A 17,265-nucleotide genomic window follows, 5' to 3' on the forward strand; every position below is an offset into this window, starting at 1 on the left:
ATTCAGACTCGGTCTTAGCACTTGGAATGTAAATGTGCTGCTTCTATGCGTTTCGTGTATTGACTCAAGCATTTTTTTGTTACATCTTTTTGTTTCAAAGAGATAAATTAAATCTTGTTATATTTCCAAATCGATAATATTAATGACTTAACTAATTAAATTTTTATTTGCATGATATTTGAATAAAAAACAGTCATAGTTGATTTTATTTCTATTTTATTAACTTATTCATATTAATAGCGATAATGTTGGTTATTAGGCAATATACAGGGGAGTAAAATGACTTTTTATTTATGAATATTGCTTTTAAATTTATGATCTATACTATTTCGTTCAATTTATTCACCTAATTAATCAAAGGATTACTTAAAATAACTTATAGGCACATAAACTTAGGATTCCTCTGAGTTTAATTTTTTGTTTATTGTGTTTTGCTTTCATTAATTAACTCCTATTAGGTAAGAACATGCCTGAAAGATTTATATGAATTATCTTAGATATCAATGATAACCAAGATGTTTTCTCTCTATTTATTTTGCTGATCTGAAAAAGAAATAAGCTAAAGGATTGCTTATGGGTAAATCATTAAATAGTAGCACACAGTATTTTTTCACCGGAAACTATTTTGCTGCTGATGATAATAATGATATTAATGCTATTGGGTTTGGTGGCTATATTTATGCTCGTGGTGGGGATGATCATATTACCCTCGGTTCGATTGCAGCAAAGGTGTATACCGGTACCGGGCATGACACCGTGGTTGGTGGGGCTGCATATTTAGAAATAGAAGATACCAGTGGTGATCTGTCAGTAAAAGGTGGCGCGGGTTACGTAAATATTGATAAGAGTAGGGATGGTGATATTACATTTTCGGGTGCTGCCGGCGCTGTTTTCATGGAGCATTCAAGTGACCATGGTAATCTGGATTTTGCGGGTGTTGCCGCTTATAACAGTTTGGAGCGTAAAGGTTTAACGGGTGATATAGACTTTAATGGCGCAGGTGGCTACAACGAATTATGGCACGAAACAGACAGGGGTAATTTGGACTTTGCCGGAGCAGGAGCGGGTAATAACATTGACCGTACCTGGTTTAAATCCTATCAAGGGTCTCAGGGTGATGTGACGTTTAATGGTGCAGGCGCAGCAAATTACATCAGCTCGCGGGTGGAGCGTGGTGATATCGCTTTTAATGGTGCCGGTGTTGATAATCACATTGTACGTAAGGGTAAAGAAGGGAATATTATCTTACGTGGTGCTGGCGCATCAAACCACATTGAACGCCTGCATCAAAGTGAAGACAAATACCAACAAACTCAGGGTGATATTACGTTTGAAGGGATTGGTGGTTACAATAAAATTTACTCTGATGTTTCACGGGGCAATATCAATTTTTCCGGTGTCGGTGCTTATAATGAAATCACCAGATCAGATACAACCGCAAATAGAATTTATCGTAATGAGGGAATAGGTGGAACATTAGAATATGCTTGGGCTGAGGAGATCGTATTGACGACGGCGATGATGGACGGTAATTTTCTCCGGGAGCCTCAGCAAGTGACAGGTGTTAAATCAACGACAGAGCCGTATACTTATCTGTTTGCATTTACCGATAATCAGTACACTTATATCAGCAAAATTCAACTGCAAAATGATCCTGTCACCGACAAGCTCAATTATTACACCAGTTCCTGGTATAAAATAGGTAATCATCTTGAAAATCTCGCATCGCAAAATATTTGTTCACTCAATGGATTTGTCGATATAGATGTTAATGATGCTTATCGTCTTTTCAATTTAACGGTTGAACATCATAAGCCGATGACCGTTCATGGCGTTGAAGAAAACGTTATGGAAAATGAGTGGGTAACTTATATTGTCGGCACATCAGTCAATGTGGAAGATATCACGCTTTCTGACGCGAAAATGGGTGGACATGCCGTCTTTTACGACAGCCAGAAAGTGGATGTTTCCGCAGTTAAATGGAACCGTCAACCTAATACCTATGTGTATGCCACATATATAGAATCATATACCAAAGTCGTACTGGTTGAATTGGCGGATGATCCTGAAACAGGTTCACTGCAATATCTTGCCAAAGCGTGGTACAAAGCGGGTGATCATACTGGTGATTTGGCTAATGAAGATTTTTCTCCTGCAAATGGATACAGCCCTATAGAAGCGGGCGGGTGTACCTTAAGCAAGCTGCAATATCAGTTTGATACGGTATACCGCATTTCTAAGCAATTAGAACATACTGAAGAATTTAATAGACCGGATATCAGTGAGAGTTCGGGTGATATTAATTTCATCGGTGCAGGGGGTGGAAATATTATTGAATCCAGTGTTACTCGCGGCAATGTTAATTTTGCGGGTGGAGGTGCGGCTAACATCATTACACAAAGTGGCGAACAGGGCGATTTGACGTTTTATGGCGCTGGTTTAGCCAATGTTATTGTTCACCAAAGCCGGAGTGGCGCAATGGATGTTAATGCAGGAGGCGCTGCTAACGTACTTGTGCGGATCGGTGATGGCTTGTACCTGGCGCATCTTTTGGCGGTTGGCAATATTTCGATCCACAAAGGTAATGGCGACAGCCAGGTGGTGATGCAGGGTGGTTACAATACGCACACGCAAATAGGTCATGGTCATGCTAACTGGTTAGCGACAGGTGGTTTTAACGTCATGACCCAAAAAGGCAGCGGGAATATCTCTTCTGTGCAGTCAGGAGGGGTCAATGTGCTGACCAGATTTGGTGCCGGTGATCTGATTTCGGGTATGTTTGGTGGCGCTAACATTATCACGCATATCAGTGATGGTGGTGACCGGTCAGACACCACAGCGATTGCTCTGGGGGGGGCCAATGTGCTTACTAAGAAAGGTCAGGGTAATGCATTAGCGCTGATGGGCGGTGGCGCAAACGTACTGACTCATATTGGTGACGGCAACACCACGGGCGTCATGCAGGGGGGCGCTAATCTTCTAACTAAAGTCGGCAACGGTGATGTGCTTGGCATCATGTTTGGTTTAGGTAACGTGCTTACCCAGGTCGGTGATGGTCAGATACTGGGTGTGATGGGGGCGGCCGGCAACATTTTTACTAAAGTCGGAAATGGAACGGCGATTGCGGCCATGATGGGAGCAGGCAATCTCTTCACTCATGTTGGCAACGGTGACGCTTGGGCGTTGATGGGCGGTTTGGGTAATATTTTCACCAAAGTGGGGGATGGCAATGCGCTGGTACTGATGGCAGCGGCCGGCAATGTGTTTACCCATATTGGCGACGGTACCAGCGTTGCCCTGATGCTGGCAAAAGGCAATATCGCTACCAAAGTGGGTAACGGTATGGTTCTGTCAGCGATGGTTGGCAAAGCTAATATTTTTACCCATGTGGGTGATGGCGATACTTTTGCCGCTATGATCGGTGGCGCCAATGTGCTGACAAAAGTCGGTAATGATCTGACAACCGCTTTGATGTTGGGTAAGGCTAATATCTATTCGCATGTGGGTGATGGTACCAGTATTGGCTTGTTTGCCGGTGAATTGAATGTCATGACCAAAGTCGGGGATGGTACAACGCTGGCAGTAATGTCTGGCCAAGCCAATATCATGACTCATGTAGGTAAAGGTTTAACCGGTGTTTTGACACAAGGTGAAGCGAATATCGTTACCAAAGTGGGTGATGATTTTATGGGCGTAGTGGCAGTTGGCAAAGCTAACGTGATGACTCATATAGGCAATGAGGCAACTGCGGCTGTATTTTTTGGTCGGGGCAATATTCTGACCAAAGTAGGTGAAGGGACAATGGTCGGCTTGCTCAATTCCGATACAGGTAATGTGATGACCCATATCGGCAATGGAACTACCATCGGTTTTGCCAAAGGTAAGGCCAATTTCATGACCAAAATAGGTGATGGAACCAGTGTTAACGCTGCTTGGGGTGAAGCCAATATCCTGACTCATGTAGGTGATGGCGACCATTACAACTTCGCTAAAGGTAAAGAAAATATCATTACTAAAGTTGGTAATGGGCAAGAAGTTACTGTGGTTCAGGGCGACGCCAATGCTATCACCCATGTCGGTGATGGAGATGACTATACCGGAGCCTGGGGCGAAATGAATGTTATTACTAAGATCGGTGCTGGGCGTAATGTCGTGCTTGCCAAAGGTGATGACAATATTGTGACCCAAATTGGTCAGGGTGACAGCTTTAACGCTTTGTGGAGTGATAAAAATATTATCACTAAAGTGGGTGATGGCCGGCAGGTGATAGTAGCTAAAGGCCAAACTAACATCACGACCACCGTGGGGAATGGTTTAAATATTGCTGCAACGCAGGGTGACTTTAACGTCAATACCAAAGTCGGGGATGGTGTTTCGGTTAATATGGCGTGGGGCAGCGGCAATATCAATACCAACGTTGGGAATGGTCTCAATGTCTCGGTCATGAAAGGCGAAAACAACGCTAACATTCAGGTCGGTGATGGTTTGACGTTCAATGCCGCTTACGCACGCAATAATGTGGCGATTAAAATTGGTAATGGTGATTTCTACAGCCTTGCTGTAAATAACCTTGCAGACAACAAATTCTCACTCCTTTTTGACAATATCAAACAGACGGCCTTAGGTGTGGGCGGCAGTCAGGCGATTAACTATTTGGTTCACGGTAGTGAATCAAACACATCCGGCAGCCGTAAAGGCCGGGGGGCGATTAATTTAGCGGAAGTTTCTGCCATTAATGGCTTTGAAATGGATCAAGTTGAGCCGGTCAGTTCGGACTTAAACCATCACCTTAGTGCTTCAGTGACAGATATAGACACGCCGGACACTGACTCGATTGAAAGCATTTTGAATCGAAAAATCAAATCCATATCGAATAAGAATAAAAATCTGATTATTAACGGTGATTTTGAACAAGAGCACCTGGGATGGCGGTCAATCAATGGTATTGAAGCCTATAACCCTGCGAGCAATTATGGTCTTGATAATGACTGGCATGGTGAGCGAGTCAGTGAACTTGATGTTGTCGGTAACACGACCCTCTATCAGGATTTGCACGATTTGTACCAGGGCGAAATTATTATATTGAGTTTCGACTTTGCAGGACGCTTGGACATGTCTGCTGGTGATGGCATGGCGGTCTTCTGGAACGGTGAACGCGTATTTTCGACGTCGGGTGATCAAACAGAATGGCAAACCCAGACGCTGAGATTAATGGCAAAAGAGGGCTGTAACCGGGTTGAATTTAAAGGCACAGGCGATGATGACGGGCTGGGTTATGTTCTGGATAACGTTGTTGCAGAAGCTGAGATGTCATTGATCGTCAACGGTGATTTTGAACAAGGTGACTATGGCTGGCAGTCAACTCATGGTATTGAGGCATATAATCCTGCAAATGCTTATGGTCTTGATGACTCAGATCATGGGGAACGGGTCAGTGAACTTGATACTTACGCTAGCACCGCGATCTACCAGGATTTGCACGATTTGTATGAAGGGGAGGTTATTTCACTGAGTTTTGATTTTGCCGATCGCCCCAATGCCTATCGCACGAACAATGGCATTAGGGTTCTTTGGAATGGTGAAGAGGTATTCTCAACGACAAAAGGTATCGCTAAGTGGCAACATGAAACGCTGGAATTGATCGCTCAAAAGGGCAGTAACCGAATCATGTTTGAAGGTACTGGCTTAAATGATGGGGTGGGTTATGTTGTGGATAATATTGTTGCCAAATCTGAGAGTTCACTACAAGCCAATGCCATTACCGAATATGTGAAACAGGATAAAGCGGCGCAAAATGCATTAAGTGATAAAGAGAAAGCGGAAACAGCTCGTCAGCTGTTGGAACAGGAAAAAGATAAACAGCTGGCAGTCATGGCAAGATTACAATCCCAACTGGCGCTAACCGATCAGAACGCGTTGGGGGCGAATGGTCAGGCACAGAGTGACGCAGTGAAAGAAGAAGCTCAGGGGGTGACGGATGAGCTGATTTCCATGACTGACGGTTTGAATGTTCTTGATAGTTATGCCAACTACGATGGTACATCAGGTGACATGTGGCGCAATCGTTTCGCTGGTGGTTTGTTAAACGGCGTGCAAAATAAATTAAATCAAGCCAGTTCTGCGTCTCAACAACAATTAGATAATACCCAGCAAGTTATTATCACTAATCAACAAGAAGTCAAAAAAGCGGTTGCAACATCAGAAACTGGTGCAATGAAAAGTGAGCAGCATTTTATCGGTTCAATGCAAGATACCGGCAATGCACAAATAAACGCGGAATTAAAAAAGGCAGAAGCGCTTTCACAACAATGGCGGGCAGAAAGAGCGAAAGATGACGCTAATACCCGCTATCAGAGCGCCGAACGTCGTGGCAAACATGACATTGCAGAAGCGGAAAATAAAGCGGCTCAGGCAAAAGAGGATGCGAAAGGAGCTCAACAACCTGGTCATGCTAAACCCGAACGTGTGGGGGCATATGGCAGTGGTTTGTCTGGCGAGGGTTATAAACCAAAGGATAATGTAGAACTGGGCAGACGGGTTAACCCTGCCGCAGTTGTCAATGCGGATGGACGGTTTAGTCAGAGGTTAAGCAACGAAAATCTGTCAGCGCTGGGTCATGCTGAACAAGAGGTTAATCGTTTATCGCTCAATACCGGACACCAATATTTGCTGAATACGCCAGGTACAGCGTTGACGGATCATTCTGCTTCTCAACATCATAATGCTGCCAAAGGGGACATACTGCAAAAAATTGATAACAAAATCTTTGATGTCAGAGCACATGGAAAAGAGCTGAGGGAGCATTCATTTTATTTTAGTCAGAGTAGCAACCTGCTGGAAAAACTCGGGGAAATCATTCCTGAAATTGGCAGTGTACGCCTGACCAAGGGAGACACTGCTGAGTCTAAAAAACTCATGCAAGGATTATGTTTTGCCCTGTCCGCCCGTTACTTGATTGAAGAGCGGGTACATGGTTTAGGGGGCGGCAAAGCTTATATGATGTGGCTGAAAGATGTCATTAAAGCGTACAACGATACATCAATTAATAAGAGAACAGATATCGGCTCTATTGAATCCGCTTTACTGAACCAATATCGTCGCCAAAATATTGGCCCGGCGATTGAAGATATATTATCAATGCAGCACAGCCAGTCGATGGATAGCTCCACAGTTGTTGCACGTAGAGCAGCCAATACCGCGTATGGCGGCAAGTTAAAAGCCAATGGACTGACCGGGCCAAACATCAATAATGCGTTGGACTATGAGGCGGAAGGTTATGAATCTGTCATGGATAAGTTGCGTAATGTGAATAAATCGACTTACATGACATTTATGTCTGAAGATCACGCCATGTCAGTGGTGGTACATAAAAACAACGCTCAAACAGTTTGGTCATTTTATGATCCTAACTATGGGGCAAAATCGTTTGCTGACTATGATGATTTCCGCCGTTTTATGGATTCTTTCCATAAAGGATACCTCACGAAATATAAATTTCAGGCGAGTGAACAGAAGGACCAAAGTTTCTATGTTCAATTCAATAAATTTGAAGAGGGTCGTATTGCGAAATACGACGGTCTCTGGAAAAAGGCGCGTGATGGTGAACAGGGTTACGTACTGCGCGCATTAAAAGAGCAAGGCCGGAATTTTACCCTAGGTTCTGGTGCTACCGGGCGAGTGATTGATTACTGTGAAGATCATATAACGTTGGAAGTGACGACGAAACAGGGTAGGAAAGTCTTGGTTGAAGTTGAAGGTAACAACGTTAAGCAAGCTGTCAACTTTGTGCAGTTGAATGTCGGTAAAATCTTTACTTATCCGACGGTAAATAAACTGACATTTAAAACGCCGATCCCGGCGCTGGAAAGCTTGTCATCAAATGATGTTGTCGAAAATAAAAATGTCGGGTCTTGGGAACGCATCACTGTTACACCTCAAACCGATGGTCGTGAAACGCGTTTTGATGGTCAGGTGATTATTCAGACAGAAAATGATCCGGTCGCTGCTAAAGCTGCGGCTAATCTGGCAGGTAAACATCCGGATTCCAGCGTCGTTGTTCAGCTTGATTCTGACGGCCAGTACCGGGTTGTCTATGGTGATCCGGCTAAATTATCGGGCAAATTACGCTGGCAGATTGTCGGTCATGGTCGTGATGAATCAGAACAGAATAACAGTCGTTTGAGTGGTTACAGTGCCGATGAGCTGGCCGTAAAACTCAAACAGTTCAACCTGCATTTTGGTCAGGCGGATAAACCCAGCCACATCAGTATCGTAGGTTGTTCGCTGATAAGTGATGACAAACGGGACGGTTTTGCCCGTCGCTTTATTACAGCGTTGGATAAGCAAGGGATTCGCAGTGATGTTTCGGCTCGCCGTAGTGAAGTGGCGGTTGATGCGACAGGCCGTAAATTTACCCGTGATGAAAATAACCAATGGGTTAACAACCTATCTGATAACAAAATCATATTCCGGTGGGATGAGCAGGGTGAACTGACGACCAGTACAGAGCGGGTCGTGCGGGGTATTACTGAGAGTGACATCAACCTCTCCCGGGTGGGAATAACCAACGCAGATGAGCCAGCCAAAGGGGCGATTGTAAAGAATTCGAATATTTTCACCGGGCCGGAGAAGCGCAGAACCAGGACAAATAGTCATTCCGGTGATAGATCGAACAGCAATCAATGGCGTTATTCCGGCAATATTCAGATCAATGTGGGAGAAGGAGAATTTACTGCGATTAATTGGGGAACATCGAACGTTGGCATCAAAGTGGGTGATGGCGGCTTTAAATCACTGGCCTTTGGCGACAATAACCTGATGGTTCATATTGGTGATGGTGAGAGTAAACACCGCTTCGATATTGGCGGCTATCAGGCGTTTGAAGGTGCGCAGATGTTTATTGGCAATCGTAATGTGAGCTTCAACATGGGGCGCAGTAACGATCTGATTGTGATGATGGATAAATCCATTCCGACACCACCACTGATCAATCCGTTTGATGGCGCTGTGCATATTGCGGACGTACTGCAAGGTATCGCCCGCTCCGATGAAAGACAAACATGGTTAATCGCGCAAAATGAACAATGGACATTGGCCGGTGCGAAAAAATTTATTCAGGATATATCCGGCTTAGATCAAACCAGCAGTGTGGATTATCACACCCTGATTGAGCTGGATTCTCAAAACGAACGTAGCAGCCGTGCGCTGAAAAACGATATCGAATTAACATTGAATAAGCAATATCACACGTGGTTGAGCAGCAATGGGAATCGTGCTGACATCGGCAACATGAGTCGTGCGGACCAATTCCGTCAGGCTAATGAAACGCTGGCATTCAACTTTGCGGTTGGTGGTCAGGGCGCGGATATTCAGGTGACAATGGGTAACTGGAACGTGATGTTTGGCGACAACATCCAGTCGATTTTGGATACCAACCTGGGATCGCTGTTTGGTCTGATGACTCAGCAATTTACGGCAACCGGTCTGGTGAAAACGACCTTCACCTATAACCCGCACGACCTGCCGCGTCAGCTTAAGAACAGAGTGCTTGGCCGATTGTCCGGTGTTGGGGCAGACACCACCTTTGCCGATATCTTTGGCGTAGATTACACCGCAGAGGGGCGTATTGTCTCCCGCACAGGCGAACCGGTTGATGGTGTCGCTATTCTGCAAGAGATGATTGAAATCATTGGAGAATTCAGTGGTGAACAGCTGAACGCTTTTGCTGATCCGGAGAAATGGCTTGATGGTTTGCGCTCTGGCATCAATATGGGTGCGGATGGAGTGAGGTCATTTGCGGAAAGTCATGGCTTAAAAGAGAAAGAAATTAAGGAAGAAAGTCAGGTTCAGCCAGGGGATATTGAAAAAGTGCAAATCAACCGGCCAACGACTGACAGTAGCAACCCGGAGCGGACATTTGGTTTTAATGCGTTGAACCTGCCTAACCTGTTTGCGACGATATTCAGTCAAGACAAACAAACAGAAATGCGATCATTAGTCACCAATCTGAAAGAAAACCTGACGGCAGATTTGCTTAATATGGAAGAGAAAACGTTTGATTTTCTGCATAACAGCGGCCATTTGCAAGGAGACGGTGATATTCATATGTCGATGGGCAACAGCAACTTTAACTGGGGTGGTGACGGTAAAGATCTGGGTGCTTATCTGGGCGATAACAACAACTTTTGGGGTGGCCGTGGTGATGACGTATTCTATTCTATGGGTATATCCAACATCTATACTGGGGGAGACGGTAACGATCTGGGTATCCTGATGGGGCGTGAAAACATGATGTTTGGCGGTGCGGGTGATGATACCGCGGTGGTGGCCGGACGTATTAACTATGTGTTCATGGGGGAAGGTAATGATCAGGCATTTATCTTTGGTGAAGAGGGTTTTATTGATGCCGGTAGTGGGCAGGATTACGTCATCACCTCCGGTAACTACAATCGGGTGGATACCGGGGAAGGCCAGGACTATGCGGTGACTATCGGCAATAACAATCAAGTTGACCTGAATGAAGGTGATGATTTTGCTAGGGTGTTTGGTAATAACAACCGAATTGATGGCGGCACCGGTAACGATGTGATTAAGCTGATGGGCTACCATGCGGTGATCAATGGTGAAGAAGGTGATGACCACCTGATAGCGGCGGCGATGTCGAAGTTCAGTCAGTTTGACGGTGGTGAGGGGCAAGATCTGCTGGTGCTGGGGGGCTATCAGAACAGCTTCCAGGGTGGGGCGGATGTAGACAGCTTTGTGGTCAGCACAGAGGTGATTGATAATTATGTTAGCGATATCAACGCTGAAGATATGATTGTCTTGAACGGCATTAACTGGCAAAACCTGTGGTTCCAGCGCAGCGGATATGATCTGGTGTTATCAGTGAACCGTCATACTCAGGACAACACTGCTCAGGGCATATTTGAATCAGTAGGTTCAGTGACCTTTCATGATTACTTTAATGGTAACCGTGCCAAATTGGTGACGCAGATGGGTAATAAAGATCCGTCAGGAGAGCGTGAATTTATCACACTTGCAGACAATACGGTTGATTCCTTGATCCAGGCCATGAGCGGTTTTTCCCCGACAGCGGGAGATAATGGTTTTATTGAGAATCTGGATAGTAAGGCGAAAGCGGCTATTACGATGGCGTGGGCAGATACCATGATTGGCAGGAAGAGATTTGCTTGATTAATGGGTTATAAGCTAATTAACTCCCAGTAATAAAAGTAAAAATGGCCCACAGAATAGTGGGCTATTTCTTATATCACATCAACACTTTCAACCCATGCTTCTGAACCACAGATAATAATTTCAGTGACAACCCACTAGGACGCTTTACCCCGGTTTCCCATTTCTGAACCGTTGAAACACTGGTATTGAGATAACGAGCGAAAACTGGCTGGCTCACATTCAGTTTCTCGCGTAATTCTTTGATCTCAAGAGGCTTAAGATCATTAACACTATCAATACAGGTTTTATCAAAGCTACGCATAGTTTCTTGTGGAATTGCACCAACGCTAAATAATCCAGAAGCAGCGCTATGGATAGCTTCAAACGCAGGATTTTTAAATTTACTTTTTGCGGTCATGACAAATCTCCCCCGGTTTTTTGTTCTTAATCATAGCTGTAATCTTTTCATCTGAAAGGTCAGCGTAATGTTTTGCCAGCTCCTTGAATCCAGCCAGTTCACGATCATCAATGTTCGCCATATTCCTATCGGAAACATAAGTAAATAATTGGCGAATGACTGCTTTTCTTGAAAACTGGCATTATTTTTACAACTAAGCAGACTCAATTGAATCAAAAAGACATTTTTATTCCTTACGGGAAACCCGTCAACAGCGGAGTATAATCGATTGGGCAAAAGAGTAATATCATTATTCCCGATATTTAATGAACGGCTAGCTAGAAATGAAATAGCTAAATAGATAATTTAATTAATTATCGTGATGGGCTGTGGGGAATATATTTTTTAATTAAAAATTAATGTGTTATATTTTTTTGGTGGTGGTTGCATGGGAATGCAAATGAATTCGAGGCTGTTTATCTATTATGGGTTATTTTTCTGAGAAAAATAGAGTATTTACGTCCGTGTTATACTTCAATTAGATTGAAGGTAATTGAATTGGCATTCAGGTTTTAATGATTTTTTACAGTTTGTAACACTTTCTTACAAATTTATATTTTTGTAAATTTAAAAAAATGAAAATTTTTCTTGCTATTTTGTGGTTGTTTAATGATTATTAAACAGGCTTCATCATATGACCTGTATGAATGAAAATTCATATCCTGTTCCCCTTATACACGGGGATTAATTGATTGGGATTCATTTTTGTATTCCTGTCGTTCAACTTACTATTACTCACTGCATAAGCTGTGATGTTTGTCTGTGATAGTAGGATTTTTACGGGTTTATTTCTTGGGTAAAGAAATAAATTATTTTAATTCCTAAGCATGGGCGCTTTTCGAGTGATGAAGGTTATTTATCACCGGACGGAACAAATCTTGTGAGACTTTCAGCACAGGATGTTTGGGCTGCTGCCTATATGTAAGATTAAAAGAAGGAAGCCAAACCAATGGGTATATTAGATCCGCGTTTAGGTTTAGATTGTAAGAAGTATTTGAGACACTGGGTAGAATTTCAGTTGGTGGATGAACAGGATAAACCGCTGGTCAACCTGCCTTATCGTCTGATCAGTTACGGAACTCCAGGTTATGTGCGTCAGGGGGTAACCGATGGTTTCGGGATACTCAGGGAAGAAGACCTGACAGCTTATCCGGTGACCTTGTATATCCACGCCCAATCATTGGCGGATGAAATGGAACAACGCCCGTTGCGGGAAATACGCGGTGAAGCGGTGTCGGTGGTGAAGCCAAAAGCCGAAGCGGAAGGTCACCAATATCACTATGTGACTATCGGGCAGATTAGTGATGGGTTGCCGGTGATTGAGGGATGGGATCCCAAAGATATTCCACCTCCCTATCATTTTCCGGACCCTGAGCCAAGTGGCTACACGGTTCATCCATTAAATCAACGGTATGTACTGGAAATATGCCCGTTTCGAGCCTGGGTTTTGCAGTTGCATCATCAAAAGGAGTATTCCATTGTTAATGCGTATAACCAGTGTTTGATGAGTGTGCTGGCTTATGCCGGCGGGGATGTTGATACTGAAGGCTCGGTGACTCACTTTTTTAATCGGCAGATGGTGGATGTTTCGAAGCTTCCGGATAAAGTTGAGGAGTTGTCGGCGACTCCAGTGGTTTATGATGTGCCATTCAGTGAACGTTATACTCAAGTGGAGTTTATTAATTCAAAAGCAGGGGATAATAAACAGGGCAATACTCAACTGTTTTATGCGGTCAGTCAGAGTGATGTGATTGTCAGTTGGCGGGGTACAGCCAGCACGGAGGATGTCCTGACGGATGCTACGTACCAGCCTTTGGAGTTGGGTTGTGATGAGAAGATATTGTGCAGTGATTTTATTCACTGTGGCAAAGTGCATGCAGGGTTCTGGGAGGCATTTAGTCTGGTTGGAAAGTTAAGAGTTCCCAGTGATAAGAGTATAGCAGTATTTAGTGATGTGCTGGATTTGGCTAAAAAAAGAAAACTATTTGTTTGTGGTCACAGTTTAGGGGGAGCGTTAGCATTACTGCATAGTGCACAATTGAAAGACCATAATCCTTGCTTCTATAGCTACGGAATGCCCAGAGTATTAACCTTAAGTGCTGTAAGAGAACTGGCAGATATCACCCATTACCGCCATGTGAATGAAGATGACCCGATCCCATCTTTACCGCCGGAAAAAAATCTGGATAACTGGCTGTATGATTGCTGGGGACCACTAGGCTATCTATTCAGCCCCGTTGAATTGCTGGATTTTACCAGCAGCGGTGAAGTGTTCTTGCATCACGGAAAAATAGTACATTTTTGTAAAATTAATCTGGTTATTGAATGGTTGGAAGAACGTAACCCCAGCAATCATATTCGGCTAAGGACCACCTTACCCACTAAAACAAAATTATATTTAATTCCGTCACTAAACCGTGAAACGGAAAATAATCTGGAGGATGCCGGGGAGATTCAGAAGGGATTTTTTAAGCAGATAAGCAATGTGGATAAGGCTAAATGGTTTCCGTTGAATGAGAATCCGACCGTAAAGGATGCTTTGGGTTTTCCTGATCATAGTTCTCTGAAATATGCCCGTTATATTGGTGCGCGACTTGCAGAATTGGTTGCACCGAATAGATACCATTTTTTCCGGGATCAAGAGCAATTATTTGAAAAGACGTTGAATGAACGGACTGATATTGTTTCAGATATTCGGCAACGCGATGCATTATTTTTGCAGATGGATCATCAGTTGAAACAAGCACTGATTTGCACTCAACAAGATAAACAAGGGGCGTTGGCCTTAACACGCTATACGGATAACGCTATAGGAATTGAGGAAGATTTATCATGATAAATATCAAGCAAGGCTTATTGATATTGTTAATCACATTAATATCAGGCTGTGCTGACCCAAATGAGCCACTTTCTCCTCCTAAAGAAAATCAGTGGATCACAGTAGAAGGAGTCGCACCGAAATATACGGAGCCGCATGTATCGGCAGAGTATATCTCAAAAGATTGCCTTGAATATCAGCTGCATGCCGATATGTCGCCTTATAAGGTGCCGACCTATAATGGGCTTCGTCTGAAAGTGAAGGCCGATCCACAAACGGGTTACTTTCAGGCGAAATTACCTTTTAATGGTGGCGGTCGGTGCAAATGGAAAATCAACCAGGTTTTTGTGACGGTAGGCTATACTGATGTTCGTCGTCTGGTTAAAGATGCCACCCAGTATCCAGGGGCAGAAGGAACAGGTTTAACCGTATTTATTAAAGATGCAGCGACAACAGACAATGAAACCGCCGCATTGAATACTCTGGATTATAGTCCGATTATTTACCCTGTTTTGGAAATGGTTAACAGATTCCCCAAAAGAATATTCTTGCAAGGTGAGGTAGCACAACGTTTCTTTACTCTGAGATTAACTCCAGGCGCAGAATGGAAAATCATCTATAAACCTAAATTGGATGAAACCAAGATGCCAAAAATTATTATTCCACCAGGCAAAGAACCTTCAAGAGTTGAATATCCTGATGGCAGAGTTGATTTAAATAGAGACTCCATTGATTACTGGAAAATAAAGTAATATCACTTCTTTATGGATTAGCAATTGAGGAGTATTCACCATGATAAATATAAAACAATGTTTAACATTACTGTCAGTAATATTAATATCAGGCTGTGCTGACCCAAATGAGCCACTTTCTCCTCCTAAAGAAAATCAGTGGATCACAGTAGAAGGAGTCGCACCGAAATATACGGAGCCGCATGTGTCGGCAGAGTATATCTCAAAAGATTGCCTTGAATATCAGCTGCACGCCGATATGTCGCCTTATAAGGTGCCAACCTATAATGGCCTTCGTCTGAAAGTAAAGGCCGATCCACAAACGGGTTACTTTCAGGCGAAATTACCTTTTAATGGTGGCGGTCGGTGCAAATGGAAAATCAACCGGGCTTTTGTGACGGTGGGTTATACTGATGTTCTCCATTTGGTGAAAGATGCTATTCAGGAGGAAGGCTCTGAAGGAACAGGCTTAACCGTATTCATTAATGATGCGGCCCGGACATATCTTAGTGAAACTAAAGCAATAAATACTATAGATTACAGCCCGGTTATTTACCCTATTCTGAAAATAGTTTACGGGCGCCCAAACAGAGTATTCCTACGAGGAGAAGGAGGAATGCGTCCCTTTAGATTAAAGTTAACTCCAGGCGCAGAATGGAAAATTACCTATAAACCTAAATTGGATGAAACCAAGATGCCAAAAATTATTATTCCACCAGGCAAAGAACCTTCAAGAGTTGAATATCCTGATGGCAGAGTTGATTTAAACAGAGATTCCATTGATTACTGGAAAATAAAGTAATATCACTTCTTTATGGATTAGCAATTGAGGAGTATTCACCATGATAAATATAAAACAATGCTTAACATTACTGTCAGTAATATTAATATCAGGCTGTGCTGGCCCAAATCCACATATATCGGCTTGCATTAAGTTACACTCCCTTGATTGGAAATAATGAGCATCTGGTGGTTAGAGACGATGAACTTCCTCCGTCAGATTAACGTGATTTAGATTTAAGCTAATGATTATAGGGTCGGTTTGAGATGATAAAGTTCTGCAATATTATTATAGCGATTATTGTACTTTCTTCTTTTTTTACTGTCATGATGCAAGTATTGACGCTTAATGATTATATATTTAGTGCTTATTTGGGGTGGTGGAGTATTCCAGCCAAAGTGGCTACTGTTATTGTATCTATTTACATTTTCGCTCTAATTTCTAAATTTTTACCGTTTATTCTTGTTATTTTTACATTCAGCCTGATTCTGGCTGTAGATGTATGGAATTGGTCATTATGGATTTCTATTCTGGTATTTATTTGGCCAGTTATTGTTGTCTTTTTTTATTGCGCATTCAACAAAAGCCTAAAATATAATACAAGTAATCTATTCGGGGGTATTAGTGATGATAGAAAAAGTTGAAAATAAATCAGTAAATAAAAGAGTATAACCCAAGCAGGCTGATAATCAGACGATTTCTCGCCGTGAACGATATGATTATAGTAAAGTGTGTGTTTATTATGTTTTTATTAATTACATTGTGATTGTTAATTAGTTGCTTAGGTAGTTTATTATTTATCTATTGAATAGATTAATAATCGTTAAGTCGTTTTAAATTTTTCCGGTCTATATTATATATCTGATGGGTATATAACATCTTAATCTAAGTGAGATATATACAATACTATTTTTAACTACACAGGGTTTTTCCTCAAACCAGAGTGGATTTTAGGCGCTTCCTTTGGCATTGATTGTGGACGGAGGATTGCTTTAATGTAATGTTCATTGATGTTTACAAGCTAAATGGTATAAGGTTTTATTTCTGCTTACATCATGCGACGATAAATATCGTTTTATATCCGATAATTCATATCAAAGAGGAGCTATTCTTGAATATGTTGCTTAATGATCAATACGGTATTGCATCAATGTTGATCTTGGCTATATTATAATAAAATAACATATAGTTAGATTGATTTTAATTCGAAATTATTTCTTTATGGAGTTAAAGATAATTAACTTTTACATTAATTATGGCGATTTATTATTATGGAATAACATGTAATTAAATTGATTTTGTC

7 protein-coding genes are annotated in these 17,265 nt (G+C 42.6%); 5 read left to right on the forward strand and 2 right to left on the reverse strand.

Going from position 1 to position 17,265, the window contains the following annotated elements; genetic code table 11:
- The first annotated feature begins 573 nt into the window (after positions 1-573).
- Positions 574-11,193, forward strand: coding sequence for an MARTX multifunctional-autoprocessing repeats-in-toxin holotoxin RtxA (gene rtxA / locus ACGF7G_RS11780; protein WP_387465678.1), 10,620 nt, complete (start codon positions 574-576; stop codon positions 11,191-11,193).
- 76 nt (positions 11,194-11,269) lie between these two features.
- On the opposite strand, the gene ACGF7G_RS11785 is transcribed toward rtxA, so the two are convergent.
- Both ACGF7G_RS11785 and ACGF7G_RS11790 read right to left on the reverse strand, forming a co-directional pair.
- On the reverse strand, positions 11,270-11,593 hold the full coding sequence (locus ACGF7G_RS11785; protein WP_387465680.1) for a helix-turn-helix domain-containing protein: 324 nt from the start codon (positions 11,591-11,593) through the stop codon (positions 11,270-11,272).
- Entirely contained in the window at positions 11,577-11,750 is a 174-nt protein-coding gene (locus ACGF7G_RS11790; protein ID WP_339959306.1) for a type II toxin-antitoxin system RelE/ParE family toxin, read from the reverse strand. Before ACGF7G_RS11790 ends, ACGF7G_RS11785 begins: the two co-directional genes overlap by 17 nt.
- Positions 11,751-12,581: 831 nt before the next feature.
- Here ACGF7G_RS11790 and ACGF7G_RS11795 point away from each other — a divergent pair.
- The 4 genes from ACGF7G_RS11795 to ACGF7G_RS11810 all read left to right on the forward strand — a co-directional run bounded on the left by ACGF7G_RS11795 (position 12,582) and on the right by ACGF7G_RS11810 (position 16,606).
- Positions 12,582-14,468, forward strand: a complete 1,887-nt coding sequence (locus tag ACGF7G_RS11795; protein ID WP_387465682.1) for a lipase family protein — start codon at positions 12,582-12,584, stop codon at positions 14,466-14,468.
- A complete protein-coding gene (locus tag ACGF7G_RS11800) occupies positions 14,465-15,202 on the forward strand; it encodes a hypothetical protein (protein WP_387465684.1) in 738 nt (245 codons plus the stop codon). Before ACGF7G_RS11795 ends, ACGF7G_RS11800 begins: the two co-directional genes overlap by 4 nt.
- A 40-nt stretch (positions 15,203-15,242) precedes the next feature.
- Positions 15,243-15,983: a hypothetical protein gene (locus tag ACGF7G_RS11805; protein ID WP_387465686.1), complete on the forward strand. Its 741-nt coding sequence runs from the start codon at positions 15,243-15,245 to the stop codon at positions 15,981-15,983.
- A 245-nt stretch (positions 15,984-16,228) separates the two neighbouring features.
- Positions 16,229-16,606 carry a hypothetical protein gene (locus ACGF7G_RS11810; RefSeq protein WP_387465688.1) on the forward strand — a complete coding sequence of 126 codons (378 nt, stop codon included), beginning with the start codon at positions 16,229-16,231 and terminating at the stop codon, positions 16,604-16,606.
- Positions 16,607-17,265: the final 659 nt, after the last annotated feature.

The organism is Photorhabdus sp. RM323S (assembly GCF_042879375.1).
Classification (GTDB): Bacteria; Pseudomonadota; Gammaproteobacteria; order Enterobacterales; family Enterobacteriaceae; genus Photorhabdus; species Photorhabdus tasmaniensis.

Bases quoted from the DNA above. Each gene is read 5' to 3' on its own strand.
- ACGF7G_RS11795 (WP_387465682.1), top strand. From the start codon at position 12,582: ATGGGTATATTAGATCCGCGTTTAGGTTTAGATTGTAAGAAGTATTTG.
- ACGF7G_RS11800 (WP_387465684.1), top strand. From the start codon at position 14,465: ATGATAAATATCAAGCAAGGCTTATTGATATTGTTAATCACATTAATA.
- rtxA (WP_387465678.1), top strand. From the start codon at position 574: ATGGGTAAATCATTAAATAGTAGCACACAGTATTTTTTCACCGGAAAC.
- ACGF7G_RS11810 (WP_387465688.1), top strand. From the start codon at position 16,229: ATGATAAAGTTCTGCAATATTATTATAGCGATTATTGTACTTTCTTCT.
- ACGF7G_RS11805 (WP_387465686.1), top strand. From the start codon at position 15,243: ATGATAAATATAAAACAATGTTTAACATTACTGTCAGTAATATTAATA.
- ACGF7G_RS11785 (WP_387465680.1), bottom strand. From the start codon at position 11,593: ATGACCGCAAAAAGTAAATTTAAAAATCCTGCGTTTGAAGCTATCCAT.